The 26,773-nt window shown below is 40.9% G+C and carries 26 protein-coding genes; 17 read left to right on the plus strand and 9 right to left on the minus strand.

The features are described 5' to 3' along the window. The first annotated feature begins 28 nt into the window (after window positions 1-28). Both ACTHPA_RS14120 and ACTHPA_RS14125 read left to right on the plus strand, forming a co-directional pair. The gene (locus tag ACTHPA_RS14120; RefSeq protein ID WP_440501074.1) at window positions 29-328 is read left to right on the plus strand and encodes a hypothetical protein; all 300 of its coding nucleotides are present in this window, start codon (window positions 29-31) and stop codon (window positions 326-328) included. Window positions 329-330: 2 nt separating this feature from the next. Further along, window positions 331-516: a hypothetical protein gene (locus ACTHPA_RS14125; protein WP_440501075.1), complete on the plus strand. Its 186-nt coding sequence runs from the start codon at window positions 331-333 to the stop codon at window positions 514-516. Window positions 517-666: 150 nt separating this feature from the next. Here ACTHPA_RS14125 and nspC read toward each other — a convergent pair whose 3' ends face one another. The 6 genes from nspC to speD all read right to left on the minus strand — a co-directional run bounded on the left by nspC (window position 667) and on the right by speD (window position 7,206). Beyond that, window positions 667-1,809, minus strand: coding sequence for a carboxynorspermidine decarboxylase (gene nspC, locus ACTHPA_RS14130; protein ID WP_440501077.1), 1,143 nt, complete (start codon window positions 1,807-1,809; stop codon window positions 667-669). A gap of 17 nt (window positions 1,810-1,826) precedes the next feature. Continuing rightward, complete coding sequence (locus ACTHPA_RS14135) at window positions 1,827-3,026, minus strand: saccharopine dehydrogenase family protein (protein WP_440501078.1); 1,200 nt, start codon at window positions 3,024-3,026, stop codon at window positions 1,827-1,829. A gap of 207 nt (window positions 3,027-3,233) precedes the next feature. Beyond that, on the minus strand, window positions 3,234-4,085 hold the full coding sequence (gene speB / locus ACTHPA_RS14140) for an agmatinase (RefSeq protein WP_440501080.1): 852 nt from the start codon (window positions 4,083-4,085) through the stop codon (window positions 3,234-3,236). Beyond that, entirely contained in the window at window positions 4,075-4,926 is an 852-nt protein-coding gene (speE, locus tag ACTHPA_RS14145; RefSeq protein ID WP_440501082.1) for a polyamine aminopropyltransferase, read from the minus strand. The genes speB and speE overlap by 11 nt, the downstream gene beginning before the upstream one ends. After that, the gene (locus ACTHPA_RS14150) at window positions 4,923-6,350 is read right to left on the minus strand and encodes an aminotransferase class I/II-fold pyridoxal phosphate-dependent enzyme (RefSeq protein ID WP_440501255.1); all 1,428 of its coding nucleotides are present in this window, start codon (window positions 6,348-6,350) and stop codon (window positions 4,923-4,925) included. The genes speE and ACTHPA_RS14150 overlap by 4 nt, the downstream gene beginning before the upstream one ends. 43 nt (window positions 6,351-6,393) lie before the next feature. Then, a complete protein-coding gene (gene speD / locus ACTHPA_RS14155) occupies window positions 6,394-7,206 on the minus strand; it encodes an adenosylmethionine decarboxylase (protein ID WP_440501083.1) in 813 nt (270 codons plus the stop codon). Window positions 7,207-7,463: 257 nt separating this feature from the next. On the opposite strand from speD, the gene ACTHPA_RS14160 reads away from it, so the two are divergent. The 12 genes from ACTHPA_RS14160 to nadX all read left to right on the plus strand — a co-directional run bounded on the left by ACTHPA_RS14160 (window position 7,464) and on the right by nadX (window position 20,597). After that, window positions 7,464-7,886, plus strand: coding sequence for a DUF1801 domain-containing protein (locus tag ACTHPA_RS14160; protein ID WP_440501085.1), 423 nt, complete (start codon window positions 7,464-7,466; stop codon window positions 7,884-7,886). A gap of 166 nt (window positions 7,887-8,052) precedes the next feature. Beyond that, complete coding sequence (locus ACTHPA_RS14165; RefSeq protein WP_440501087.1) at window positions 8,053-9,948, plus strand: PrkA family serine protein kinase; 1,896 nt, start codon at window positions 8,053-8,055, stop codon at window positions 9,946-9,948. Between the two features lie 77 nt (window positions 9,949-10,025). Continuing rightward, window positions 10,026-11,183 (plus strand): sporulation protein YhbH, encoded by a 1,158-nt coding sequence (gene yhbH / locus ACTHPA_RS14170; RefSeq protein WP_440501088.1) that lies wholly within the window; start codon window positions 10,026-10,028, stop codon window positions 11,181-11,183. Continuing rightward, on the plus strand, window positions 11,180-12,583 hold the full coding sequence (locus ACTHPA_RS14175; RefSeq protein ID WP_440501090.1) for a SpoVR family protein: 1,404 nt from the start codon (window positions 11,180-11,182) through the stop codon (window positions 12,581-12,583). The genes yhbH and ACTHPA_RS14175 overlap by 4 nt, the downstream gene beginning before the upstream one ends. Window positions 12,584-12,673: 90 nt before the next feature. Beyond that, complete coding sequence (locus ACTHPA_RS14180; RefSeq protein ID WP_440501091.1) at window positions 12,674-12,814, plus strand: hypothetical protein; 141 nt, start codon at window positions 12,674-12,676, stop codon at window positions 12,812-12,814. 63 nt (window positions 12,815-12,877) lie between these two features. Beyond that, window positions 12,878-13,387 carry an N-acetyltransferase family protein gene (locus ACTHPA_RS14185; RefSeq protein WP_440501092.1) on the plus strand — a complete coding sequence of 170 codons (510 nt, stop codon included), beginning with the start codon at window positions 12,878-12,880 and terminating at the stop codon, window positions 13,385-13,387. Between the two features lie 115 nt (window positions 13,388-13,502). Next, window positions 13,503-13,997 carry an N-acetyltransferase family protein gene (locus ACTHPA_RS14190; RefSeq protein WP_440501094.1) on the plus strand — a complete coding sequence of 165 codons (495 nt, stop codon included), beginning with the start codon at window positions 13,503-13,505 and terminating at the stop codon, window positions 13,995-13,997. Window positions 13,998-14,008: 11 nt separating this feature from the next. After that, on the plus strand, window positions 14,009-14,932 hold the full coding sequence (locus ACTHPA_RS14195) for an aminoglycoside phosphotransferase family protein (RefSeq protein ID WP_440501096.1): 924 nt from the start codon (window positions 14,009-14,011) through the stop codon (window positions 14,930-14,932). Beyond that, window positions 14,925-15,452 (plus strand): mycothiol transferase, encoded by a 528-nt coding sequence (locus tag ACTHPA_RS14200; RefSeq protein WP_440501097.1) that lies wholly within the window; start codon window positions 14,925-14,927, stop codon window positions 15,450-15,452. The genes ACTHPA_RS14195 and ACTHPA_RS14200 overlap by 8 nt, the downstream gene beginning before the upstream one ends. A 161-nt stretch (window positions 15,453-15,613) precedes the next feature. Next, the gene (locus tag ACTHPA_RS14205; protein WP_440501099.1) at window positions 15,614-16,627 is read left to right on the plus strand and encodes a YcjF family protein; all 1,014 of its coding nucleotides are present in this window, start codon (window positions 15,614-15,616) and stop codon (window positions 16,625-16,627) included. A 235-nt stretch (window positions 16,628-16,862) separates the two neighbouring features. Next, window positions 16,863-19,724, plus strand: coding sequence for an S-layer homology domain-containing protein (locus ACTHPA_RS14210; RefSeq protein WP_440501100.1), 2,862 nt, complete (start codon window positions 16,863-16,865; stop codon window positions 19,722-19,724). 21 nt (window positions 19,725-19,745) lie between these two features. Then, complete coding sequence (gene nadX / locus ACTHPA_RS14215; RefSeq protein ID WP_440501102.1) at window positions 19,746-20,597, plus strand: aspartate dehydrogenase; 852 nt, start codon at window positions 19,746-19,748, stop codon at window positions 20,595-20,597. 7 nt (window positions 20,598-20,604) lie between these two features. Here the strand turns inward: nadX and ACTHPA_RS14220 are convergent, their stop codons facing one another. Further along, window positions 20,605-21,414: a DUF2935 domain-containing protein gene (locus ACTHPA_RS14220; RefSeq protein WP_440501103.1), complete on the minus strand. Its 810-nt coding sequence runs from the start codon at window positions 21,412-21,414 to the stop codon at window positions 20,605-20,607. Window positions 21,415-21,583: 169 nt separating this feature from the next. Here ACTHPA_RS14220 and ACTHPA_RS14225 point away from each other — a divergent pair, with 169 nt between their 5' ends. Next, window positions 21,584-22,495 (plus strand): methyl-accepting chemotaxis protein, encoded by a 912-nt coding sequence (locus ACTHPA_RS14225; RefSeq protein WP_440501104.1) that lies wholly within the window; start codon window positions 21,584-21,586, stop codon window positions 22,493-22,495. Window positions 22,496-22,675: 180 nt separating this feature from the next. Here the strand turns inward: ACTHPA_RS14225 and ypfJ are convergent, their stop codons facing one another. Continuing rightward, the gene (gene ypfJ / locus ACTHPA_RS14230; RefSeq protein ID WP_440501105.1) at window positions 22,676-23,512 is read right to left on the minus strand and encodes a KPN_02809 family neutral zinc metallopeptidase; all 837 of its coding nucleotides are present in this window, start codon (window positions 23,510-23,512) and stop codon (window positions 22,676-22,678) included. Window positions 23,513-23,637: 125 nt separating this feature from the next. Then, window positions 23,638-24,060, minus strand: coding sequence for a YusW family protein (locus ACTHPA_RS14235; RefSeq protein WP_440501107.1), 423 nt, complete (start codon window positions 24,058-24,060; stop codon window positions 23,638-23,640). 245 nt (window positions 24,061-24,305) lie between these two features. On the opposite strand from ACTHPA_RS14235, the gene ACTHPA_RS14240 reads away from it, so the two are divergent. Beyond that, entirely contained in the window at window positions 24,306-25,544 is a 1,239-nt protein-coding gene (locus tag ACTHPA_RS14240; protein ID WP_440501108.1) for a hypothetical protein, read from the plus strand. Window positions 25,545-25,571: 27 nt separating this feature from the next. Then, a complete protein-coding gene (locus tag ACTHPA_RS14245) occupies window positions 25,572-26,765 on the plus strand; it encodes a hypothetical protein (protein ID WP_440501110.1) in 1,194 nt (397 codons plus the stop codon). The last annotated feature ends 8 nt before the right edge of the window (window positions 26,766-26,773 follow it).

Genomic DNA, 26,773 nt, shown 5'->3' on the forward strand with positions numbered 1-26,773 from the left:
CACGCACCCTCAAAAGGAAGTGGTTGAATTGTATAGAAAGAATAATAATGACAAGATCAATTCATCGTATACTCTAAACGACCTGTTAAAAGGGAAAGATTTGGAGATCATTGCAGCATCACTTCTAGTTTTGGGCAAGCTAAAAGTAGATTCTGTCATACTTTACCGTAATAGTCCGACAATTACGGTGAATTTACTCGGAGCATTCCAGGAAGAGTCGAAGAATGGTAATAAAATGGCTGATTTCTTAAATGAAAATGGGGATATTACAATCGATGAAATTTTTGAAGGGATTCAAAGTCGTATGAATAAAGGACAGGGGAGATAAGGATGGTACGTCGTTACTTGAGCAATAGCACGATAGGAAACACGACAGAAAACTCGACGGGCAACACGGCGGACAACACGACAGGTTTTTCGGGAAGTTCATTCATTAACGTAGTCATTCTAATTGTTTTATTGCTGTTAGTCATCTTTGGTTCTACTGATATTAGCAAACTCACCGGTGCACCTTAAAGGTAAAGCAACTAGTATCATCAGAATTTTTTTGCATGGTACCTATGATACTAGTTGTATGAGTAAGAGGGACAAGATAGTGCTTCCTTAGAACGATAAAAGTTAAAAGAGCCGCCTACTCATTCTTATAGAGTAGGCAGCTCTTTATTCTTATGACAATCGCTCTTTAAAGTCCTCATAGCCGAATTCCTTAATTACTTTCGGACCGTCCGCTACAGTATTCAACACGATTGCAGGCAATTCCATTCCGTTGAACGTATTGTTTTTCACCATCGAATAATGAGCCATATCACAGAAGACTAGCTTATCGCCAGCCGTTAGTGGCTTATCGAATGAGTAATCGCCGATGACATCACCCGCTAGGCATGTCGGCCCACCAAATCGATACGTTATTGCTTTCTCGTTAGGCAACCCTGCACCGACGATTTCAGGACGGTACGGCATTTCCAAAACGTCAGGCATATGGCAAGAAGCTGAGGTGTCTAAAACGGCAATCGGCATGCCGTTATGCATCGTATCAAGCACAGTTGATACGAGGAATCCTGTGTTCAGCGCAATCGCTTCACCTGGCTCCAAATACACTTCCAAACCATACTTTTCCTTCATGAACATAATGGACTCGATTAGTGTTTCGATATCATAATCGGGCCGTGTAATATGATGTCCGCCGCCAAAATTGATCCACTTCATATCTTTCAAATACTTGCCGAACTTTTCATCGACAACTTTAATTGTCCTAGCAAGCGTGTCGGAGTTCTGTTCGCACATTGTATGGAAATGTAAGCCGCTGATGCCTTCCAATTCGTCCGGTTCGAAGTTCTCAAGTGTTACGCCGAATCGTGAAAAAGTAAAGCACGGGTTATACATATCGACTTCAATCTCAGAGTACTCAGGATTGATCCGAATACCGCATTCAATATGTTTCGGGTAGTTTTTCACTCTATCCCTAAAACGTCTCCATTGATCGAACGTGTTGAAAACAAGATGATCGGAATAAGAGAGGATTTCTTCAAAGTCTGCTTCTGAATAAGCAGGAGAGTACGTATGCACTTCTTTCCCCATCTCTTCATATCCTAATTTCGCTTCCAATAGACCGCTTGATGTTACCCCATTCAAATATTGTCCGATGAGCGGATAGACAGAGAACATTGAAAAACCTTTTTGGGCTAAAAGAATTTTACAGCCTGTCCGGTCTATAACCGATTTCAGCAATTCTAAGTTTTTGATCAACAGCCCTTCGTCAACTACATAAGAAGGGGAGGGGACTGCATGTGGATCGAAATTCAATTTCATTTGTTGCGTGCCTCCTATCAATCGATCAGCTCTGGGTTGAAATCTTCCTGCCAAGGCAGACCGTATTCGTTCAATGCTTCCATGAATGGATCCGGATTGAACTCTTCGACGTTATACACGCCAGGTTTTTTCCACTCATCTTTTAGTAAGAGCATCGCGCCGATCATCGCTGGCACTCCTGTCGTGTAGGAGATTGCTTGCGAACCGACTTCGCGGTAGCACTCTTGGTGATCGGATACGTTATAGACGTAATATGTCTTTTCTTCGCCATCTTTCACGCCTTGGAAAATACAACCGATATTTGTTTTTCCTTTTGTACGAGGCCCTAGAGAAGCAGGGTCAGGAAGAACAGCTTTCAGGAATTGCAATGGAACGATTTCTTGTCCTTCGAAATTGATCGGCTCGATCGAAGTCATACCGACGTTTTCTAGCACTTTCAAATGCGTTAAATATTTTTCCGAGAACGTCATCCAGAAACGGATTTTCTTGATACCTTTAATGTTTTGTGCAAGGGACTCCAACTCTTCGTGGTAGAGTAGGTAGACGTCTTTTGGTCCGATTTCAGGCAAGTCATATACGCGTTTTTCGGAAAGTGGAGGAGTTTCGATGAACTCACCGTTTTCCCAATAACGGCCGTTAGCCGTGATTTCACGGATGTTGATTTCCGGGTTGAAGTTCGTTGCGAATGGATAGCCATGGTCACCAGCATTTGCATCCACAATATCGATCGTATGGATTTCGTCGAAATAATGTTTTTGTGCATAGGCAGAGAAGACGCCCGTTACGCCTGGGTCGAAGCCGCAGCCAAGAATTGCAGTCAAACCGGCTTCTTCGAATTTTTCACGATATGCCCATTGCCATTTATATTCGAATTTCGCCGTATCGAGAGGCTCGTAGTTTGCTGTATCCAAATAGTGTACGCCTGTAGCAAGGCATGCGTCCATGATCGTCAAGTCTTGGTACGGCAATGCGACGTTAATGACGATGTCCGGCTTGAAGCTATTGATCAGTTCAACTAGCTCATCGACATTATCTGCATCGACTTGCGCTGTTTGGATTTTCGTGCGACCGCCGTCAAGCTTTTCTTTCAATGCATCACACTTCGATTTTGTCCGGCTTGCGATGCAAATTTCTTCAAACACATCAGGTACTTGTACACATTTATGGACAACAACACTTGCTACTCCACCTGCTCCAATGATTAACGCTTTACCCAATCAAAACACCACCCAATAATATTTTTGTATCTAGCTCCGGGCGCTAGGAAGCTGCCTTAATTTCTGCAAAAGTCGCAGAAATACGGCGAATCGAACCCTTCGCTGTTCGCTTCGCTCGGGTCATAAGTCAAAGCTACTTCGTGGTAAAGACCACCACTCCGTATCTTCGCCTTATGCCTGTCGCAGCTGAGCAAGCGCCCTCCGCTTTTATTCATGAATAGCTAATAAAAGTTCACGAAGCACTTTACAAGCGACTGCTGTTGAAACTCCGCTTTGATCGTAGATCGGAGACAGTTCATTAACATCGCAGCCAACTATATTGAGGCCGCTCACTGTCAAAATCGCTTGCAATAATTCCATGAAACTGACGCCGCCAGCTTCAGGTGTTCCCGTGCCAGGGAAGACGGATGGATCTAATACATCTAGATCAATCGTCAAATAAACCGGTTTCCCTTGTAATCTTTCAACGACTTCTTCTAGTCCATTAAAATTAAATTTATTCGTGAATACACGGTCTTTACCCCAGTGGAACTCGCTACGATCTCCAGAACGGATGCCGAATTGGAAAATCCGATCGTCTCCTAGGATATCCCATACACGATGAATGACAGTCGCGTGCGATAGCTTCTCATCGAGGTAATGGTCACGCAAATCTGCGTGCGCATCGAATTGAATAATATGCAAATCGGGATATTGAGCAGCAACAGCTCGGACTGATCCAAGTGTCACTAAATGCTCTCCGCCGATCATGCAAGGGATTTTGCCGTCCTTCACGATTTTGCTAGTATACTCCTCGATTTGTCCCAGAGCTCTTTCAGTGTTCCCGAAGCTCAGCTCGAGGTCTCCTCCGTCATAAACGGGGAAGTCTTCTAAATCTTTATCTTGATATGGACTATACGTCTCGATTCCGAATGATTCTCCGCGCATCACTTTGCTTGCGAATCTTGTGCCTGGACGAAATGACGTCGTCGAGTCGAAAGGAGCGCCGAAAACGACGATGCCTGATTCGTCATATTCATTGTCACATCCGATGAATGTTTCGATATTTTTATTCAACATCTTCCAATTGCTCCTTTACGTAGTTCGGTAATGCGAATGAACCGACGTGGATGTCGGTGTTATAATACTTCGTTTGCAACCCGAGCTGATTCCAAGCATCTGCGTCCAAATCTTTAATTGGATCATATTTTTTCGATGCGAAACCGAACAACCAATGGCCTGAGGGGTAGGTTGGAATGTGCAATTGGTATACTTTGCACACCGGGAAGAATCCGATAATCCGTTTATGCGCACGCTGCATCCCAAGTGCGTCTTCCTCATAAAAAGGGCTTTCATGTTGATTGACAAGAATGCCATCCTCATTTAACGCCTTATAGCAATTGCCGTAAAACTCCCTAGTAAATAGGCCTTCTCCCGGCCCGAATGGATCCGTCGAGTCGACGATGATCAGATCGTATTCATCATTGCGGGAACGGACAAATTTCAGTCCGTCCTCGAAATGAAGATGTACGCGTGGGTCATCGAGTTTACTTGCTGTTTGCGGAAGGTATTCCCGACATACGTCAACGACCATTTCATCGATTTCAACCATATCAATATGCTCAATCGAATCATATTTTGTCAGCTCACGGATTGTACCACCATCACCGGCACCGATGACAAGCACTTTTTTAATATTAGGATTCGTCGCCATTGGTACGTGTGTGATCATGTCGTGATAAATGAATTCATCCTTTTCGGTGACCATGACATATCCGTCTAACGTGAGAACACGACCGAACTCTGCTGTTTCGAGAATATCGATTTTCTGATATTCACTTTTCCCTGTATATAGATGCTCATTGACTCTCATTGAAAATTGGACGTTCTGCGAATGATTTTCCTTAAACCATAAGTTCATTGCTCAGACTCCTTCAAAACATTAATATGCTCGATTTTACTATCTTCCGTACCTGTCATGAAGCTTCCTTTATCTTTGCAATACTGGATGTACTGCAAAATTTCCGTAGTGATCATTTCGCCAGGCGCCAAAATTGGTATGCCTGGTGGATATGCCATGACAAATTCGCTTGCAATACGGCCGGCGCTTTCATTAATCGGAAGAGTTTCCTTCGGTGCATAGAACGCTTTTTGAGGTGTATAAACGACTTGTGGATTAATATATTCATGATCAAACAATCCACTTTTATCTTGACTATAGCGCCTTTTAATCTCAGCCAGCGCCGAGACGAGCCGTTCGAGATCTAAACGGCGGTCTCCGACTGATATGTACGCCAGAATGTTGCCGATGTCTCCGAACTCGATTTGGATGTCATATTCGTCACGAAGAATGTCATACACCTCGACTCCAGCCAATCCTATCTCAAGAGTATGAACGGAAAGCTTGGTCGTATCGAAATCGAAAATGGTATCGCCATTTTTCAATTCCTCCGAGAAAGCATAGTAGCCGCCGATCTTGTTAATCTCATTTCGGGTATACTGTGCCATCTCCCTGACCTTCCGGAAGATTTCCTTACCATTTAAGGCGAGGTTTTTCCGTGAGATGTCTAAGGAGGAGAGGAGTAAATACGATCCGCTTGTCGTTTGTGTTAAATTAATGATCTGTCTCGTATATCCTTCACTAACATCGTTATTTATTAAAAGCAATGAGCTTTGTGTCAATGAACCACCAGATTTATGCATGCTGACAGAAGCCATATCAGCACCAACAGACATTGCAGAAGCAGGTAAATCGTCACTGAAATAAAAGTGCGTTCCATGTGCTTCGTCGACAAGGACAAGCATACCGTGGCGATGGGCAAGATCTGTAATTGCTTGCATATTGGAGCAGATACCGTAATAAGTAGGGTTGTTGATCAAAATCGCCTTCGCATCGGGATGCTCAAGGATTGTTCTCTTAACTTCCTCCACGGACATGCCTAATGGAATTCCGAGTTCGTTGTTTACGCCTGGATTGACATAGACAGGGATAGCTCCGCTTAGAATAAGAGCATTGATGGCACTCCGATGCACATTGCGGGGCATGATGATTTTTTCGCCAGCTTTACAAGCTGTCATCACCATCGCTTGAACAGCTGAAGTTGTCCCATTCACCATGAAAAAGGCATGCTTTGCCCCAAAAGCTTCAGCCGCAAGTTCCTCGGCTTCCCGTATGACAGAAACAGGGTGGATCAGATTATCTAACGGTTTCATTGAATTGACGTCCACCGTCATGCAATTCTCACCTAAAAAAGCGGTCAGTTCCTCGTTTCCTCTGCCACGTTTATGGCCGGGGACATCAAAAGGAACGACCCGCATCTTCTTATATTTGTTTAGAGCCTCCATAATCGGGGCTTTCTGCTGTGAAAGAATGTTCAACACCGTCCTCTCACTCTTCGTATATATTGGAACCGCTAAAAATTTCAATCATCTCTTTACGTAAATTGTTTGTAATGTATAACCTTTCTTTCGGAGGAATTTCATATACATCCGTATTGAAAAGGTAATTTTGTAAATTGATGTCTTTAATCAGCAGTTTTGTATGAAAGATATTGGATTGATATACATTGACATCGATGGCATCATACTTTTGCAACGTCTCTTCATCAATATAATCCTGGATCGACGTCATCTTATGGTCCATAAATAACTTCTTCCCTCTATCATCCCGAGTAAACCCGCGTACACGGTAATCAGTCGTAATAATATCCGAATCGAAGCTGCCAATAAGATAATCTAAAGCGTTCAAAGGGGAAATCTCACCACATGTAGATACTTCAATATCGACACGGAATGTGGCGATCGAATTATCCGGGTGATATTCAGGATACGTATGGACGGTTACATGGCTTTTGTCCAAATGACCTACAACCGAATCCCGGGTTTTCAAAATGTCGATTGCCCCCCGATTGCAAGATTCATCGATCAACGCGACTGGCAGCGTCTCTTCCGTTATAAGGATAGTGACACTTGCACCTTGCGGATCATAATCCTGCTTGCTCACGTTCAACACATGGGCTCCGATGATTTCAGTTACATGGTAAAGAATGTTTGTCAATCGTTCAGAATTGTACTGCTCATCGATATAGGCAATATAGTCTTTTTGCTCCCGCTCACTTTTTGCATAGCTCACATCATAGATGTTAAAGCTAAGTGTTTTGGTGAGGTTGTTAAAGCCGTATAACTTCAGCTTATTTTCCAACCTGAATATCCCTCCTTTTTCGTTATCGTCTAGACTTCAGGCAGCAACTGCCACCCTCCGCGTTTGTATAGAAAATCATTTTAATTATAGAGTAAAAAACTTCCGAGTCAAGATAAATTATTTCCGCTTTGCACTACGTTATAACAACCTCTATAGTAGTAGGTAAATAAAGGAGTTATCGTGCTTTTAACGTTAGTATAACTTCACCGTAATATCAAGTAATTGCATCATTCAGATTCATGGAAGGGGGATGAAAAATGTACGAACAAAAAACGAAGGAAACAGACGCCAATGTTATTGAATTCATCGAAGCCGTCGAAAACCCTAAAAAAAGAGAGGATGCTTATCGGTTACTGGACATTTTCACAGAAACGACCGGTTATGAAGCAAAAATGTGGGGACCGAGCATCATAGGTTTCGGCTCTTATCATTATGTTTATAAGACGGGTCACGAGGGGGATGCTCCGTTAGTCGGTTTTTCACCCCGCAAAGCGAAAATCAGCCTCTATTTCGCTCCGGGTGATACCGAGCGTGAAGAACTCCTTTCCAAATTCGGAAAGCATACATCAGGAAAAGCGTGCGTGTACATTAATAAAGTGGACGATGTCGACATCGAAGTTCTACAAGAGCTCATCGAACAATCAGTCATATTTCTTAAAAAAACATATCCAGAAAACTGATCTGTGGTTGTCATTTACTCGTTAAAAGAAACTGGCAGAGGAACTTTTTTTGTTCCTCTGCTGGTTTTTCTTTTTAATGACCACAGCTTGTGTTTTTATAAGCCTCATTTTACAGAGCCTCCTTGCATACAATGATTGAAACCAGGCCCTGAATGGAGGGAAACGAATGGATATTTTGCGCAAGTTGGAACATTTGCGTGAAGAAGAAAGCAAGTTGAAGTGGGAAGGTACCTTCGCCGAATACTTAGACATCTTAAAAGAACGTCAAGAAGTAGCGCAGACGGCACATTCGAGAGTATATGAGATGATCAAAAGCCACGGAGAGACGAAAGAAAATGGCTATACAAAATTCCGCTTTTTTGAAAATGAAATTTATGGACTCGAAGATACAATCGAGCGGCTTGTCAATGAATACTTTCATCCAGCAGCGAAACGACTCGACGTACGAAAACGGATATTATTGCTTATGGGTCCCGTCAGCGGAGGGAAATCGACAATTGTCACATTGTTGAAGCGTGGATTAGAACAATATTCAAAGACGGATGAAGGTGCGGTTTATGCGATTAAAGGATGCCCGATGCATGAAGATCCATTGCATTTAATCCCGGATTATTTACGAGATGATTTCTACAAAGAATTCGGCATTCGAATTGAAGGAAGCTTATCCCCATTAAATACAATGCGTCTTGAAAAAGAGTATGATGGACGGATTGAGGATGTGCTCATTGAAAGGATTTTCTTTTCAGAAGACAAACGGGTCGGCATTGGAACATTTACACCATCAGATCCGAAATCCCAAGATATTGCGGATCTGACCGGAAGCATCGACTTTTCGACAATTGCCGAATATGGCTCTGAATCTGATCCACGCGCTTATCGATTCGACGGCGAGCTGAACAAGGCGAACCGAGGAATGATGGAATTCCAGGAAATGCTGAAGCTCGATGAAAAGTTCTTATGGCATCTTTTATCGTTGACGCAAGAAGGGAATTTCAAAGCAGGAAGATTTGCCTTAATTAGTGCGGATGAATTGATCGTTGCACATACGAATGAAACAGAATATCGTGCATTCATTTCCAATAAAAAGAATGAGGCCCTACATTCAAGGATCATAGTCATGCCGATCCCTTATAACTTGAAAGTGAGCCAAGAAGAAAAAATATATGAAAAAATGATACGGGAAAGCGATATGGCCCATATTCATATAGCTCCTCATGCTCTTAGAGTTGCAGCTATCTTCTCCGTATTGACACGTTTAAAAATATCGAAAAAGCAAGGAATCGATATTGTGAAAAAGATGCGGTTATATGATGGTGAAAATGTGGAAGGCTTCAATTCAGCCGATTTGGAAGAGTTGAAAAAGGAATTTCCAAACGAAGGTATGGACGGCATTGATCCACGATACGTCATCAATCGGATCTCTTCAGCTATCATCCGTAAAGAAGTTGATGCAATCAATGCACTCGATGTGCTGCGATCATTGAAGGAAGGTCTTGATCAGCATGCATCCATTTCTAAGGAAGATAAAGAAGAGTATTTGAACTATATTTCGATTGCACGTAAGGAATTTGATGAAATTGCGAAGAAAGAAGTGCAAAAGGCGTTTGTCTATTCGTATGAAGAATCTGCCAGGACATTAATGGACAATTATTTAGATAATGTTGAAGCCTTTTGCAATAAGCATAAGTTGAAAGACCCTCTCACTGGTGAAGAGATGAATCCGGACGAAAAGCTTATGCGCTCCATTGAAGAGCAAATCGGTATTTCGGAAAATGCGAAAAGAGCTTTCCGCGAAGAAATTCTTATTCGAATTTCTGCATATGCAAGGAAGGGCAAACGATTCGATTACAAATCCCATGAGCGGCTGCGTGAGGCAATTCAGAAGAAGCTATTCGCCGACTTAAAGGATGTAGTTAAAATTACTACTTCATCGACGACGCCTGACGAAACGCATCTGAAAAAAGTCAATGAAGTTGTCGCAAGGCTCATAGATGAATATGGCTATAATTCTATTTCGGCAAATGAGTTGTTACGGTACGTCGGCAGTTTGTTGAACAGGTAATCGAATCCACCCATATCAATACCCGCCAGTCGTTGCATATAATAAAAAAATGAGTGGACTGGAGTAGGTGAATAGAAATGCATGAAGAGCAGAGCGAATCTTTTGTCGTCTCCCAGGAAAACTGGTCGCTTCACCGAAAAGGATATCAGGATCAGAAACGACATTTGGATAAAGTGAAAAAAGCGATCCACAATAATTTGCCTGAATTGATCAGTGAAGAAAGTATTGTTATGTCAGATGGCAAGGACGTCATAAAAATACCAATACGATCATTGGATGAATATAAAATTCGATACAACCACAATAAATCGAAGCATGTCGGCCAAGGCGGCGGAGATAGTCAAGTAGGAGATATCGTTGCGAGCGACGGCAGTCAAAGCGCTGGAAAAGGGAAGCAGGCGGGCGATAAGCCGGGTCAGGATTATTATGAAGCGGAAGTATCGATTGCAGAAATAGAGGATACTTTATTCAAAGAGCTGGAATTACCGGATCTTGAAAAAAGGGAACAAGCAGAAATTATTGAAGAGGATATTCAGTTTAATGACATTCGGAAAAAAGGGCTCATTGGAAATATTGATAAAAAGCGGACGATCATTGCTGCGTTCAAGAGAAATGCAATGGAAGGAAACGCCGAAATCATGCCGATCTATAATGATGATTTGCGTTTTAAAACGTGGGATGAAGTCGTCAAGCCGCAATCGAAAGCTGTCGTGCTCATGATGATGGATACGAGCGCTTCAATGGGCACTTTTGAGAAATATATGGCAAGAAGTTTTTATTTTTGGATGACGAAGTTTTTGCGGACGAAATATGAAAAAGTAGATATTGAATTCATAGCTCATCATACGATTGCAAAAGTTGTATCGGAAACCGACTTTTTCTCAAAGGGTGAAAGCGGGGGTACAATTTGCTCAACCGCTTATGAAAAAGCGCTTGAACTCATTACAAAAAAATACAGTCCATCCCGTTATAATATTTATCCGTTCCATTTCTCAGATGGGGAAAATATGTCGTCTGATAATGGGAAATGCATGTCTTTAGTAGAAGAGCTTATGGAAGTTTCAAATATGTTCGGCTACGGTGAAGTAAATGCGCATAGCCGATATTCCACTCTTATGAATACGTATCAAAAAATCGAAAATCCGAAATTCCGTCATTATGTGCTAAAAGAAAACAAAGATGTCTATTACGCATTGAAAAAGTTTTTCCATAAAAGCTTGGAGGGATCCGTATGACGCAGCACAAGGCCCTTCAATATGCTGTAGAAGAAATTACGGAAATTGCCAAAGGGTTTGGATTGGATTTCTATCCGATGCGATATGAAATCTGTCCAGCAGATATCATTTATACATTCGGCGCGTACGGAATGCCCACACGATTTTCGCATTGGAGCTTCGGAAAACAGTTTCATAAAATGAAGCTCCAATATGATTTAGGACTGAGCCAAATATATGAGCTCGTTATTAATTCCAATCCTTGTTATGCGTTTTTGCTAGAAAGCAATACGTTGATTCAAAACAAGCTGATCATCGCACATGTTCTTGCCCACTGTGACTTCTTTAAAAATAACGCCCGCTTCGCAAATACGAGGCGGGACATGGTCGAAAGCATGACAGCAACCGCTGAACGGATTGCTGATTATGAGATGATTTATGGAAACGATGAAGTTGAACGTTTTCTGGATGCGGTGCTTGCCATCCAAGAACATATCGATCCTTCCTTAGTGAGGTGGCGTCACGGAGTTGAAGAAGTGGAGCAGGAAGATAACGCTCCGGTTATCCGGAAGACAGCATACGATGACTTATGGGAAATGGATCATAAGAAATTGAAGCCTCCGACAGAAGTGAAACGAAAAAAGGCGCCTCCGACTCCAGAAAAGGATTTATTGCTTTTCATATTGGAGAATAGTCGTGAACTGGAAGAATGGCAAAGAGATATTTTAACGATGATTCGTGAGGAAATGCTATATTTTTGGCCGCAGATGGAAACGAAGATTATGAATGAAGGATGGGCAACGTATTGGCATCAGCGAATTTTAAGGGAAATGGATTTGACAACGGATGAAACGATCGAGTTTGCGAAGTTAAACGCAAACGTAATCCAACCTTCCAGAACGTCCATCAATCCATACTATTTAGGGTTGAAGATATTTGAGGACATTGAGCGACGATATGACGACCCGACAGCAGAGATGCTCGAGTCCGGAATCATGCCTAGGTCCGGTAGAGAGAAGATGTTTGAAGTAAGAGAGATGGACTCCGACATTTCCTTCATCCGAAATTATTTGACGAAGGAGCTCGTTCAAAAAGAGGATTTATATATATTCGAGAAAAAAGGAAGCCATTATAAAATTTCGGATAAGGAATATCGTAGTGTACAAGACCGTCTCATCGCGCAGCGTGTGAATGGGGGATTCCCTTATATTGTTGTCCATGACGGAGATTACATCCGAAATGGTGAGCTTTACTTAGTGCATAAATTTGAAGAGACGGAGTTGGATGTGCCGTATTTGGAAAACGTCCTCCCTTATATTCATCAGTTATGGGGACGCATCGTGCATTTAGAGACATATGTGGATAATAAACAAGTCGTGTTTTCATATGATGGAAAAAAGGTTCATAGAAGATTTGCATAATACTGCCGCCGCATTGATTTGGCAATGTGGCGCTTTTTTTGTGAGATTTTGTTAGGTCGAAGGTCACGAAATGACAATAAAACCTGGGAAATGAACGATAAAATTTGGGAAATGATCGATAAGTTTGCTGGATTGATCGATAACTTATGGGAAATGATCGATATCTCTCAGGAAATGAACAATAATTGTTCAACGGGCAAGAAAAAAGCTGACTTTCCATTTCTTTTCTGAAATCAATTCTATTATTTCACTATTTACTGTAAACTGAGAATAATAGTGTAAGAGGTGATGAAGATGAAAATAAGAGAAGCCGTACTAGACGATGCGGAAGGCATTGCCCGTGTTCACGTGGACAGTTGGAGGACAACTTATAAGGATATTGTTCCAAACAGTTATCTTCAGCAATTGTCGTACGAACAGCGTGCAGAGAATTGGAGCAGAGGCATTAGGCATAATGCGCTATATGTTGCTGAAGATGAAAATGGCAAGATTGTCGGTTTCGCAACAGGGGGCAAGGAACGGACAGGTAAATATGAAGCGGATGGAGAACTTTACGCAATTTATCTTTTGAAAGACGTACAAGGTTTGGGAATAGGTAAAAAATTGACGCGTAAAATTGCGGGAAACTTGAAAGAGCAAGGCTTTAACTCCATGCTTGTTTGGGTTCTAGAAAACAATCCATCTAAAGCATTTTACGAATCACTTGGTGGGATTCCTATAGACACAACATGGATTGATATAGGAGGAGAGGAGTTTAAGGAGATTGCATATTACTGGGACAAAATTGAAACAATTGGTGGATGAAATATACATGTAGCGACTATGCCGTTTGCTGGAGACTTGATCCATAGTAAGCAGCCGGAAGTGTATAAGGCGATTTTGAACCTATTATTGAGCAAAGTGTAGGTGTGTATTTCAAATGATAATTAGACAAGTTCAAATCAATGATGCAAATCAATTATCTCAACTTATAGGAGAAGTGGAGAGAACATCGCAAACGATGCTCTACGAAGCAGGTGAAAGGAAGTTATCCGCAGAACAACTTAAGAAGCGTATCGAGTCGCTTGGGGCCGATGCATCGACGATACTCGTTGCGGAAATAGACGAGTCATTGGTTGGTTATATGATGGTGATAGCTGGGACTGCTAATCGAAATAAGCATTCTGCATATATAGTCATTGGTATTTCAGAGGCCTTTCGTGGGCAAGGAGTTGGCAAGGCTCTTTTCAAGTCATTAAACGATTGGTCAATTCAGAACAAACTTCATCGTGTTGAATTGACCGTGATGTCAAATAATACTGCTGCAATAGTGCTTTATGAAAAGGCGGGTTTTATTAAAGAAGGGGTCAAAAAGGATTCATTGTTCGTGAATGGTCAGTATGTCGACGAATACTATATGGCAAAATTATTGTAAGGGGAACTCATATGGACATACCTATTTCATTTAAAGAAAAAATCACAAACTGCTTCGGTACAGCTGGGCGAGACTGGCTACAAACATTGGAATCTAGGGTGACGAATATTGCAAGCAGCTGGGGACTGAATCTACAGGAACCTGTCACGAACCTTTCTTATAACTACGTCATTCACGTAATAGATCAAAACAATGACCAATACATATTGAAGATGGGATTGGCGGGCTTCGATTTTGAAAACGAAATACGGACATTGCAGCTCTACAACGGAGAAGGGTGTGCCAAACTAGTAAAAGCTGATGCGGAACAAGGAGCTATGTTGCTCGAAAAGCTTCAGCCCGGAACGATGCTATGCACAGAAACGGATGAAGAAGGTGTCATTCAAAACTTTTGCCATGTTTGGAAACAAATCCGTCGACCGTTACCTGTTGAAGGCGATTTTCCAACAGTCTTAAGCTGGGCGACTGCATTTGCAAAATATAAAAGCAACTACGACGCTAACGATGGTCCATTACCAAACGAATGGGTCGAGATGGCGGCAGGCTACTTGCATGAAATACAGCAAATCTCAATGAAAAGCGAGCTGCTGCATGGGGACTTGCATCACGAGAACATATTATTTTCAACTGATAGAGGCTGGCTTGCAATTGATCCGAAAGGGGTTGCTGGAAGTCCGTATTTAGATGTTGTTTCATTCATGATTAATCATCTTTTCACAAAGCCAGATCCTGAAGCTTTGCTGAAGTTGCGTGTCGATCTTATAAGTGAACTATTGCAATTAGATCGCGAAAAGCTTTTGAGAGCAGCAGTCTCCATGTCAACTTTGTATGCATGCTGGGGAATAGAGGACAAGGATCCAGATTGGGAAAACACATACCAATGTGCGAAATGGTTTAAGGAATTACTAGATAAGGGGGAAAGACATAATGAATAAGGAAACGTTGTTTATTATTGATAAAAAAGAAGGATTAAGCGCAGAATTCGGCAAGCTAGTTTCGATGATGGACTATACGAGAGCGACTACTATTGATGAAGTGAAAGATCTGTCGGTAGATGAATTGGATTTTTTATATGCAGATGACGGCAACTCAATTGGCATGCTTTTAGCTCATTTTGTTTCAGTAGAAAAAGCTTATCAAATAGCAACATTCGAAAACCGGGATTTTACAGAAGAAGATATCGATAGGCTTAACCCTGGGTTAGATTTGGGAGATCATGCTCGGGAAACGATAAAAGGACATGCCATTGATTATTACTTACATCAATTAGAAGAAACAAGAAAAGAAACAATTGAGAAATTCAAGTCTCTACCGGATGCTTGGCTGTTCGAACAAGAACCATTTTGGTATGACTTGCCTGCCAACAACTTTTTCAAATGGTTCCACGTCTTCGAAGACGAACTGAATCATAGAGGACAAATCCGCCTGATTAAGAAAATGATGAAAAAAGCATAATACGCGTTATGCTAAAACCTGTATGGAAAACATGCAGGTTTTTTCTTTTGCTTTTTAATTTTATCTCAGACAGGGTATGAATAAGAAATTGAATCTAATTGCAGTACTATCCGTATGAATAGGAAGAGATCATTACTAAATGAAAGAGGAAGGTGATCCAAATGAGTCGACAATGGATGTCAGATGAGGACTTTGACAAGATTTTCGAAGAGAAGTCATCCGAAATTAACGAACAATTGGAAAGCGAAATTCTAATCGCCATGATCGGTGATGTGAACGCTGGCAAATCATCGACGATTAATCGCCTCATGGGCAACGAAGTGGCACAGGTTGGGGCAAAGCCCGGAGAAACACAGGAGATTAAGAAGTTTTCATATAAAGATAAAATCATCTTCGTCGATACTCCAGGTCTGGATGATATTTACAGCGAACACTCAAATGAAACGATGAAATTTTATAAACAGGCAGATTTGATTTTATTCTTTTTAAATGCAGCAGGAACAGTTTTATCGGAAACTGAGCTGAAATCACTGAAGAGAATCGCCAAAGTGAATAAAGATCTTATTCTAGTATTAAATAAAATTGACGCAGCCGAAGATATTCCAAGCCTCGTAAAATACGTGCAGGATCATACAGGTTACGAATATCCAGTCACGCCGATTTCTTCAAGGACAGGTGAAAATATCGATTTGCTGCAAAAAGAAGTGCTTTCATTATTAGAAACGAAAAAAAAAGATATATTAATGGCGGCAAACATGGCCGATAAATCTGCAATCGCTAATAGATGGATCCTCGCGGCAGGTGCATCCGCAGCGACAATTGGTGCCGTTCCGATTCCAGGTTCCGATTTCGTTCCTTTGACTGCCTTACAAGTCAGTCTTATGTTAAAACTCTCAACCTTATATGGAAAACCGATTTCGAAGGATAACGCGAAAGAATTAATTATCGCGACAATTGTAGGGAATATTGGAAAGACGGTTTTCAGGCAACTTGTAAAGATAGTTCCCGGTGCAGGCATGGTGGCAGGCGCAAGTGTAGCTGGCGGAATGACGATCGCTTTAGGACATGCCATCAAATATGCACATGAAAATGATATAGAACTCACACCAAAATCATTAAAACCGATCTATCAAATGTTTTTGAAAAAGGGGAATAAAAAAGAAAAGGAAAAATAATATGTGAGATGTCATAGGGAATACTTGAAGCTGTGGGATTATAGCTTTCTTGCGTAAAAAATCAGACGGTTATTTTCTATTTAAATTATGAAATAGAGTGGTAGACTGGAACTATAACCAGTTAATACCTCTATCAATTTTATAAAATATGATTAATAATGATTGACGAGGGTATACGTATATGGGATGCATTGCTCTCAACTTATTAGTACATCTCAGAGGAGGAAATTTATTTATGGGTAACAACCAACCAAAAAAATATCGTAATTTCATGATCGGTGCGGCTTCAGCAGCATTGGTAGCAACAGCAGTAGCACCAGTAGCTAGTGCAGCAGAGTTTTCCGACGTGAAAGGGAATACGCACGAACCAGCTATTAAAGCACTAGTAGAAGCAGGAGTTATTAGCGGATATCCCGACGGTACATTCCAACCGAATAAAACATTGACTCGTTCTGATGTTGTAAAAATGATGGGTAAATGGCTAGTATCACTAGACTATGAAGTTCCAGCAGATTACAAGACAAACCCACGTTTCAAAGATCTTACATCTAAATCAAATGACGAACTCCTAAAATATGCTGCGTTGGTAAAAGACAATGGCGTATTTAACGGTTATGCGGATGGCACACTCGGTGCAGGACTTGACATCACTCGTGAAAACATGGCGATCGTTCTTGTAAGAGCATATGACGCTATCCATAAAACAGATTTAGTAACTCTCGTAAAAGAAAAAGAATTCAACAAAGATGTAACAGACCTAGCGAAAGCAAAAGCGGAAGCTCGTCCATACATCGACGTACTAGACTACTTCGATATTACAAACCCGGTTGCACCGCAATTCAACCCTAAAAACACAACAACACGCGGTCAATTCGCTTCATTCCTCTACAAAACTTCTAACGTAAACGTAGAAGAAGTAGCTGACACTGAAGCACCAAAACTAGTATACACTGGCGAAAAAACTCTTAACGTTGCATACGGTGCAGAATTCACACTTCCAGTTGTAACTGCAACTGACAACGTTGACGAAAAAATCGAAGTCACTTCTGTTATTACAAACGAAGCTGGCGAAAGACTAACTGCCATCGATACAAAAAATTATGGAACATACAAAGTGACATACAGCGCAATTGACGAAGCAGGAAACAGCGCTGAGGATTTAGTACTTACAGTAGTTGTAGCAGAGCCGACAAACCTCGAAGTTGCTTCCGTTGAAGGAATTAACGCTACACAAGTTGAAGTTAAGTTCAACCTCCCAGTTGACAAAGCAACTTTGTTTGAAGATGGTAAAGGCGGAACGTTTAAAGCGAACGCAGTTAAGTTAACTTCTCTTGACGGAGTTGCTCCTGGAGCTCTTACTGGCGAATTGTCGAATGACGGTAAAACATTGACTATTACTGCAAAAAACGTTCTCTCTAAACGTTATGATGTCGTCATTGACGGTTTGAAATCATACAACGGTAAACAAATCGTTAAATATGAAGAAATGGTTACAATTGCGGCAGATAAAACTGCTCCAACAGTTGTAAATACTGAAAGAGTTTCTGCTAGTACGTTCAAAGTAACTTTCTCTGAACCTCTTAAATCACTTGGAGATGTTAGCTATAAACTAGCAAATGGTTCAGCGGTTGCAAGTTCTGCAAAAGGTGTTACAAACAACTTTAAAGCAGGAGCTAAAGAAGTAACTTTCACTCTAGGTTCAGACGTTGCTGCTAACCAAGATGTGATTGCTACATTCATTGGTACTCAAGACCAAGCTGGAAACTTAATCTCACCAAATCCTACAACTGTTACATTCCAAAAAGGTGACAAAGATGGAGTGAAACCAGCTGTAACATCTGTTACTCAAACTGGCGCTAAATCTTTCGCAATCAAATTCACTGAGGAATTACAAACAGCTCCGACTGTAACAATCGGCGGTACAGCAGCATCGAAAGTTGAAAAAGATGCGAACGATCCAACTGTTTATAATGTAACTTCTTCTGCTGTTCTTGACGAAGCGAAAACTGTTGTTATCAACGGTTTTGTAGATCTTAGCGGTGAAGCTGGTGATTCGGTTAGCAGAGTTGTTAGCTTTGTAAAAGATATTAACGCTCCAAAAGTTGCATCCAGCACAGTTGTTGCAGATGAAACAAACGGTAAAGAATATCTTGAAATTACATTTGATAAGAATGTTGAGCTTGGCAATTCTCCTACGGTAGACGGAGTTGGTTCATATGTTAAAAACTATGTAACTACACCGGTTGCTGCTAATGATCTATCTGCTACGGCAATTAGCTACAAAGACGCTTCAAATAAGAAAGTCGTTCGCGTTGAGCTAGATACTTTCCTTGGTACTACGTTTGACGTTGAAGGCGCAGCATACACACTTGATTTGACATTTGCAAATGTTGCTAGCGAATCAGGCGTAACTGCTGACACAGCTAAAGTAACGTTTACTCGTGGTAAAGACAACACTCCTGCAAGCGATGCAGTCGTTGGTGTAGAATCTGTTGTCCAAGATGCAGATGATAACAATAAAGTATATGTCACATTTGACAAAGCGGTAGACGGAGCATCTGCGACGACTGTTGCTAATTATCAAATTGATGGTGCAGTCGTTGAATCAGTTAAGTTAAATCCTGTTGCAAATGGTAAGCAAGTTGCAGTTCTTACATTGAAGCAAGATTCAAATAACTTCACAGGAACTCGCAACATCAACATTGCAAACGTGAAAGCACTTGGTTCAACTAAAGTAATGGAGCCATTCTTTACAAATACTGTATCTGTTAAAGAAAATGTAGCTCCAACAGTAACGTCTGCTACACTAGTAGGAACAAACCAAGTGACTTTAACATTCAGCGAAGCTGTTACGACTACTTCAGGAACTGGTGATTTTGAACTTCTAATTGGCGGAGCTACTGTTGCATCTAAAACAGCAGTAACAACTCCTGCAAATGAGAATGGTGTTACAACTGTAACATTCACACTAGAAGACAACCTTTCCAACGCTGATCTAGAAAAAGTTTTAGAGTTGAAAGCTCTAAATACGCTTACAATTAAAGATGCTGCTGGAAATAAACTAGCAGTACCAGCAAACATCACTATTGCAAGATAATAGAATTATTTACTTAACCCCTTGGCCAAAGCCAAGGGGTTTTACTGTATACTAACCATAAAAGCGAAAGGACTGATCCAAATCAAAATAGGCATAATCGGAAAAGGAAACCTAGGCACTTATCTCCTTCAAAAAATAAACAAAGAGCAACTTCTACCCAACATCAAAATCATCGCTATTCTGGATGAACGAGAGAAAGCTAGAGTTGAGCTTCCTGCGTTCGCCGATACATACGGATGTCAGGCATTCTTTGACCTGGATTCCTTCTTGCAAACTGATATCGATATCGTAGTCGAATGCTCGAACATTGAAGCTGTAAAAAAATATGCACTTGATGCCATCGCTAAGAAAGATCTGATGATCATCAGCATTGGAGCGTTCGCCGATCCCGACTTTGGCAATCTACTAAAACAGGCTGCGCAAAATAGTGGGAACCGCATCTATTTGCCATCGGGGGCAATTGGTGGATTGGATGTTCTGAAGGCAGCTAAACTAGCAGGCGGGCTCGATTCTGTCACACTAACTACTAGAAAGCCTGCCCATTCATTAACCGCGGAAAAGATTACTGCGGAGCAAATGTTGTTTGAAGGACCAGCCCGTGACGCGATTGAACAATTCCCTAAAAATGCGAATGTCGCAATCGTCTTGTCGCTTGCGGGCATTGGCGTTGAAGAAACTCGTGTACGAATCATTGCCGATCCTGCCGTCACACAAAATATTCATCATGTGGCAGCAAAGGGAGCTTTCGGCGAATTTGAGATGACAATCAAAAACAACCCGTCTCCGGATAATCCGAAGACGAGCCATATTACAGGGTCCAGCATTTTAACGGCACTAGCGAATATTAGCAATGCAGTCGTAGTAGGTTCATAGAAATCTATTACCCTTGCACTCGTTCCTTTGCCGGATCGCAATTAGGATCAGGAGTGCCGGCTGTCTCTGCCAGTTTCAATAAATAGTAACACTCCTCGCGCGCCATATGGTCGGCCATCAATGGAGTGAGCGCTCCTAAATTCTCTTTTTTTAATCCCATTTCTTCGAGTTCATCTAAGAATGTTTTGAAGATGGTCATCTCGAGGTGGACGTCGTTATGGAATTTTTCCAAGGCAGGAAATCTTGCTACGTTTGTACGCAAAAATCCGGTCATTTCTACAGCCTTCAAATAAAATGCTTCCCAATCTTTCATGAACTTTCTGCTTTTTTTCTTCAGCTGCTTTTCAACACGGTCCATATTTGCGTCAATTGCACCGGCATGACCTGCAGCATCGAGCAGCCATATTAAGTCATGGTGAAGCGGGTGGACTATGGAAGGGGATTCTCCTTTTTCCAAGTACGAGAGAACCCGAATCGCTTCATCTACTTCATTGACCATATGATTGATGAATGAAGGAGTTAGGGAAATTTTAATGTTGCCGACTAATTGTTCCTTTATAATCGTCAGCTTCAATTCTCGTATTGCTTCGCTTTCCGTTTTGGCGAGACCGGCCAAGGACACCAATTCAGTTTCGTTCATTGATTGTTTTGAACGATTCAATAATGTATCGAAAAGATCTATGAATGCTGAGGCGGTGTTGATAAATTTAGTTTGGCCGGGAGCTAGCGAGTCGTGGATAAAGCGGCTATGATCGCCTAAAATTTGAAGCCAGAATTGCAGTTCATTCAAAGCTTGTTTCTGAAATGAATGTTCCAAAACTTCACCTCCTAGTTACCTACTTATCATTCTATGAGAAAAAATGGAATTATAACAATATCCAAGGTATTCCACTTCATCCCCGACTATGGTTAAATAGTAGTAGGTTCAGATATTCCGGACAATAGTGAAAAGTCAGTTCGTATGAAGGAAGTAGGAGGGGAATGAAATGGTGAAACAGGTAATTGAACAAGTAACGGATGATCATGTCGTGAAAGCTCTTGAGAAGAATCTTGCGATTATCCGATATGATTTGGATCATAAAATTGCTTATGTGAATGACATTTTTGCGAATGCAATGGGATATACGAAAGATGAAATGATCGGAATTCGTCATGACGACATTTGTTTTGATGAATATGTGAAAAGTGTTGAGTATGACAAGTTTTGGCGAGAGCTTCTGCGGGGCATCAGCCAACATGGGAAAATTGAAATGAAAGATAAAAACGGCGAAAAAGTATGGTTGGAAGCGACCTATATGCCGGTTTTCAGTCACGATGGAAGAAAGGTCATTAGCATTTCTAAAGTTGCTTCGAATATTACGAAACGGCAAAATTCCATTACCTCTGTTGTTGAAGAGTTGAGGCAGATGGCGGAAGGATTAACCGAACGTGCCGATATTGGAATGGAACGAAGCAAGGAATTGTTAGTGATCATCGAAGATATCGCGGCAATTTCTCATGAGAATACGAATACGCTGGGTAATCTGCAATTGCATGCCGAAAGCATCCAGCATATCGTGAAAACAATTAGAGAAATTGCGGCTCAGACGAATTTGCTCGCTTTGAACGCGGCAATTGAAGCGGCGCGTGCAGGCGAGCATGGAAGGGGATTTGACGTCGTCGCAAAAGAGGTACGTAAATTATCCGCGAATGTTGAAAAATCAATTGTGGAAGTACGTGAAGGAGTCGAAGCAATTACGACGGAAATTAAAAACATTTCCAAAGGGACAACCTTGGCTCAAGAAAACGTGGATCGATGCCAGCAGAGGATTGAAGTGGCAATGGAAGATTTTTTAGCCATCGCTTCATCAGCATCCGAGTTGGACAGCCAATCGAAGAAAGTATCAAGTATTGTATAAAATATAAAACAGGTGGAAGGGGAGTGCACTTCAAAAGCATTCTCTCCTTCTACCTGTTTTGTTTTACAAGGGCTCCATTATTTCAACAAGGGCTCAATAAATCACACAAGGGCTCCATTATTTCAATAAGGGCTCAATAAATCGCACAAGGGCTCCATTATTTCACTCTCGGTTCTACGATCAAAGATTCCCAGCGCCAAATGTATCTCCTTCTTCAAGATTCCCTGCTTCAAAGCCCCTATAAAACCAACTCTTACGTTGTTTGGAAGTGCCGTGAGTGAAACTTTCAGGTACGACATACCCGCGTGCCCTTTTCTGAATCGTATCATCACCGACTGCACTAGCTGCGTTCAGCGCTTCATCCAAGTCGCCTTCTTCCAAGACACCCATTCCTTGCGCATGGTGCGCCCATACTCCTGCAAGGTAATCAGCTTGCAATTCGAGTCGTACAGAGTATTTATTATATTCCTCTTCACTCACTTGGCTTCGTATTCTCGCCATTTCGTCGCTAATACCCAATAGTTTTTGAACGTGGTGGCCGACTTCGTGCGCAATGACATATGCCATCGCGAAATCGCCGGGTGCCTTGAACTGTGTTTGCAATTCATCGTAAAAACCTAAATCGATATATAATTTTTCGTCGGCGGGACAATAAAACGGACCGACCGCTGAGCCAGCCATCCCGCATGCTGATTGGACACTTCCCGAATAAAGTACGAGAATCGGTTCACGATATTCCATTCCTTCCTTCTCGAAAACTTCTGTCCAAACATCTTCAGTATCCGCTAAAACGACTGAAACGAATTCAGCTAATTCTTTATCCTGTTCTGTCTCTACGTATTCTGTATTTCCAGGAGACGCTGTCAGATTGGAGAGCATATCACTCGGATCTCCACCGAGAAACATGACGATGAGGAGCATGACAATGCCGCCAATACCTCCGCCAACGAGCGTTTTTCCTCCCATACCTCTCCGATCTTCCACATTGCTGCTGCCTCTTCTACCTTTCCATTCCATATAAATTGCCTCCTTGAAAACGTCAATGAATCTGAGTAACTTACGTATGCTTTACCCTTTTTTATGGATATCTAGCCGCAATATAAAAAAGATATCGAAATCCGGTCGGAATTCGATATCCATCGTTATTTGGAGAACATGATTTCTTTACTGTCATATCCTTTGAATTTTACTTCCAACCGAATCATCTTATACTCTTTAAATCCAAATGCTTCTGCGGCATTTTTTATTAATTCCGTTTCCTCGGCTTCTGGGTCAGGTTCCATTTTTTCGAACGCTTCCATTATTTTTTTCAAAGCCTTTTTACCATGTAGCGTTATCTCTTCTTTCTGATTCGTATATTCCGCCTCTGATCTTTCCTTTTTCTCCGTAAAGCTTGCATTCAATGCCTCTTGCATTTCATTTGTATCAATCGTTACGGAAAATGAAGTGATGCCATATGTATCGACAACATTGCTCGCTTCGGATTTCGGAACAAGATTTTGGTTACTACATCCACTCAATATCATGAAACAACAGAAGATAAAGAAAGAAATCCACTTCTTCATATCCGACCATTCATCCTTTCGCTTCAACTATTTCTAACATAGCCGGTAATCTGTTCATATATACGAACGTATATAAAATCCAGTTAAAAGAGATTAAGCAATCTACTACGTCAGACTTGCTTACTGGCTATAAGATTTCTAATAGCCACATGCTATTGAAATATTACAATAATATGTATATAGTGAAATATAATATATTATTTTGAAATAAATAAAAATAACGATAAATTAAAGGGGAAGCTGGGATGAATCGATATTATTTAAAGCATGAATTTTTAATTTCAGCAAAAAGCAGACGTACGATTCCATTTGTTTTTTTCATCACGGTTTTATTATTTAGCTATTGTTTACTATTATGGCCGTTTGCGGATACGAAGGAAGCGTTTAATCAAAAGGAAACGGAAGCTTATTTAGCGTACTTGGAAGACCAGCAAAAACTATGGAAGAGTATCGGTAATACCGGCCTTGTTTACCCTTGGCATAGCTATTCCTATGATCGTCAGGTAGGTTCACCTGTTTATGCGACAAATGACTATAATTACGATTTGTTTTCCGGTATGCTGCAGTCTTTTGAAGATCGAAACTATGAGCGCTTGCTCAAACTAAGGACAATCTATTTGCAAGGCAATCCGGACGAGTATATGGAAGATCGGTTTTTATTCCAGACCGCGCCATTTCCTAGCAAAGATCGAGAGCATGCTTATCTGCAAACGATGATGAAATATGAGGATTATCTTAAAAAGGATCACCCTATCACATTTGGGTTGATGTATGAAAAAACAGGGTTGCAAACATTGCAAAATTTTCTACAAAACTATGGGGTTTACTTCCTTATATTTTGCGTAATTTATGTGAGCAGTGACATTTTATCAAGGGACAGAAAACATCAAACCGTCCTCCAAGGCCTGCCATTATCTTGGTATCGTCAATTGAATTTGAAATCATTGTCAGCATTTCTTTATTCAATTGTATTCATTTGTAGCGTGATCACTGTCGGTGTACTCATTATGACGATTCAGTTCGGGTTCGGTCATTTCGATTTGTCAATTCCCATCATGATTCAGCAAAAAACGTTTACAGCCGAAGACTATAGTGTCATTTCCTTGGCAGCCTATTTAGGGAAGACACTCGTTGTCCTTCCGCTATTAGTCATCCTATTCGTACGGTTGAATGTTGTTTTAAGCTTGCTTTTTAAAAATGAATGGATTGTTCTATTCATCAGCAGTTTGATCTTGTTCTCTGAACGCCTTTATGTATCACGTTATACAAAAGAATTGTTTGGTAAGGATATTAGCCTGTTTCCACAAACATATTTTGATTTTGGAAAAATTATCGATGGGGAAAAGAATTTTCTATTGAACACGGAAACGATTACTTATACAAAAGGAATCCTCGTCCTAGTCATTACGTACGTCATCATTGAAATTGTCTTGTATATCGTTTCACTTTTCATTAATAAACGCCATTTTTATTTGGCAAACTAAAAAATGGGAAGGAGGAAAGATCCAATTATGTTCTGGAAGTATTTATTATTCGAATTAAGATTATTAGTACTAAATAAGAAAAATTGGTTGTTAGGTCTTGCCCTAGTCCTGTTTTTCCCGCTTTATTATTCACATTATAGTCAATTGGATTTAATAGACATAAGGGAAGAGAAGAATGAGGAAGCAGAGAACTTTCCTAAGATTTTAGATAAATTTCCGGGTTCTGTTTGGCAAACAGAAGAAGGAAAAGAAATTCGTGAGAATCTGATTGAACAATCTTCACTGATTAATATGCAAAGGCTTTACTTACGAAATGAAGAACAGGGAATTTCTCGTGGTTTTTTTAGTGCGGGACCTAACTTTCAAAAGTTTTTTGATGCAGGACTTCAGTTAAATGAATTGCGTCTAGAGTTGCATCGACGAGGCAACAAAGGAATTCAGCGTGAGTATATTGTTCCAGTTGATGAAATACTAAAAGAAAATGCGCTTTTCCATTATCACAAAGAGCATGAACTTCCCCTCATCCAGAATTCTTTTAAAGCTAGTAATTACATACCGGCTGCATTGAGCATTATTAGCGGAATCATGTTTTGCTTGCTCGTATTATTTGCAGGAAGCAGCATGCTTGTAAATGATCAACATCATCCTTCCGTAATGCAAGGGTTTCCAATTACGTCCATGCAAAAAGCATTTAGTAAAGTAAGCGTCCATTTCGTCCAAATCATGTTCTTCCTTAGTGCAAGTATATTGATAGGGGGCTATTATGTAGCGAGAAAAGCGGGGTGGGGAGATTTTAGGACTCCAATCCTTATTTATCAGGACGCTAATTATATTGCAGTATCTATGCTGCGCTATTTGTTTTACATGTTAGTGGCGTTCGGATTAATTGCCCTATTACTTTTGTTCACCTTCCTACTACTTAATCTTGTAACAAAAAACTTGTACGCGGCAATTGTCATTATCTTATTTATATTGTTTTCTCCGCAACTTCTATTAGTTGCAGGAGTAGAGACGAATTGGCTATATCCAATAAAGTTCATTGATATTAGCGAAGTGCTGAGCGGCGATGCAGCGATGGAATACGGGATTGAAAAACTTGATTTCAAGCATGCGTACAGTTGGCTTGTAGTATTGAATATACTTGTCATCGCTATCCTATATGGAAGAAATAAGCTATTGCATATTCGGAAAGTAGAAACAGCACCAATACAATCAAGTTGAAAGGCTGA

The sequence above is a fragment of the Sporosarcina sp. SAFN-015 genome (genome assembly GCF_051966875.1).
Taxonomy (GTDB): Bacteria; Bacillota; Bacilli; order Bacillales_A; family Planococcaceae; genus Sporosarcina.

Bases quoted from the DNA above. Each gene is read 5' to 3' on its own strand.
- ACTHPA_RS14125 (WP_440501075.1), top strand. From the start codon at position 331: ATGGTACGTCGTTACTTGAGCAATAGCACGATAGGAAACACGACAGAA.
- nspC (WP_440501077.1), bottom strand. From the start codon at position 1,809: ATGAAATTGAATTTCGATCCACATGCAGTCCCCTCCCCTTCTTATGTA.
- speB (WP_440501080.1), bottom strand. From the start codon at position 4,085: ATGTTGAATAAAAATATCGAAACATTCATCGGATGTGACAATGAATAT.
- speE (WP_440501082.1), bottom strand. From the start codon at position 4,926: ATGAACTTATGGTTTAAGGAAAATCATTCGCAGAACGTCCAATTTTCA.
- ACTHPA_RS14150 (WP_440501255.1), bottom strand. From the start codon at position 6,350: ATGGAGGCTCTAAACAAATATAAGAAGATGCGGGTCGTTCCTTTTGAT.
- ACTHPA_RS14160 (WP_440501085.1), top strand. From the start codon at position 7,464: ATGTACGAACAAAAAACGAAGGAAACAGACGCCAATGTTATTGAATTC.
- ACTHPA_RS14165 (WP_440501087.1), top strand. From the start codon at position 8,053: ATGGATATTTTGCGCAAGTTGGAACATTTGCGTGAAGAAGAAAGCAAG.
- yhbH (WP_440501088.1), top strand. From the start codon at position 10,026: ATGCATGAAGAGCAGAGCGAATCTTTTGTCGTCTCCCAGGAAAACTGG.
- ACTHPA_RS14175 (WP_440501090.1), top strand. From the start codon at position 11,180: ATGACGCAGCACAAGGCCCTTCAATATGCTGTAGAAGAAATTACGGAA.
- ACTHPA_RS14180 (WP_440501091.1), top strand. From the start codon at position 12,674: ATGAACGATAAAATTTGGGAAATGATCGATAAGTTTGCTGGATTGATC.
- ACTHPA_RS14185 (WP_440501092.1), top strand. From the start codon at position 12,878: ATGAAAATAAGAGAAGCCGTACTAGACGATGCGGAAGGCATTGCCCGT.
- ACTHPA_RS14190 (WP_440501094.1), top strand. From the start codon at position 13,503: ATGATAATTAGACAAGTTCAAATCAATGATGCAAATCAATTATCTCAA.
- ACTHPA_RS14195 (WP_440501096.1), top strand. From the start codon at position 14,009: ATGGACATACCTATTTCATTTAAAGAAAAAATCACAAACTGCTTCGGT.
- ACTHPA_RS14200 (WP_440501097.1), top strand. From the start codon at position 14,925: ATGAATAAGGAAACGTTGTTTATTATTGATAAAAAAGAAGGATTAAGC.
- ACTHPA_RS14205 (WP_440501099.1), top strand. From the start codon at position 15,614: ATGAGTCGACAATGGATGTCAGATGAGGACTTTGACAAGATTTTCGAA.
- ACTHPA_RS14210 (WP_440501100.1), top strand. From the start codon at position 16,863: ATGGGTAACAACCAACCAAAAAAATATCGTAATTTCATGATCGGTGCG.
- ACTHPA_RS14225 (WP_440501104.1), top strand. From the start codon at position 21,584: ATGGTGAAACAGGTAATTGAACAAGTAACGGATGATCATGTCGTGAAA.
- ypfJ (WP_440501105.1), bottom strand. From the start codon at position 23,512: ATGGAATGGAAAGGTAGAAGAGGCAGCAGCAATGTGGAAGATCGGAGA.
- ACTHPA_RS14235 (WP_440501107.1), bottom strand. From the start codon at position 24,060: ATGAAGAAGTGGATTTCTTTCTTTATCTTCTGTTGTTTCATGATATTG.
- ACTHPA_RS14240 (WP_440501108.1), top strand. From the start codon at position 24,306: ATGAATCGATATTATTTAAAGCATGAATTTTTAATTTCAGCAAAAAGC.
- ACTHPA_RS14245 (WP_440501110.1), top strand. From the start codon at position 25,572: ATGTTCTGGAAGTATTTATTATTCGAATTAAGATTATTAGTACTAAAT.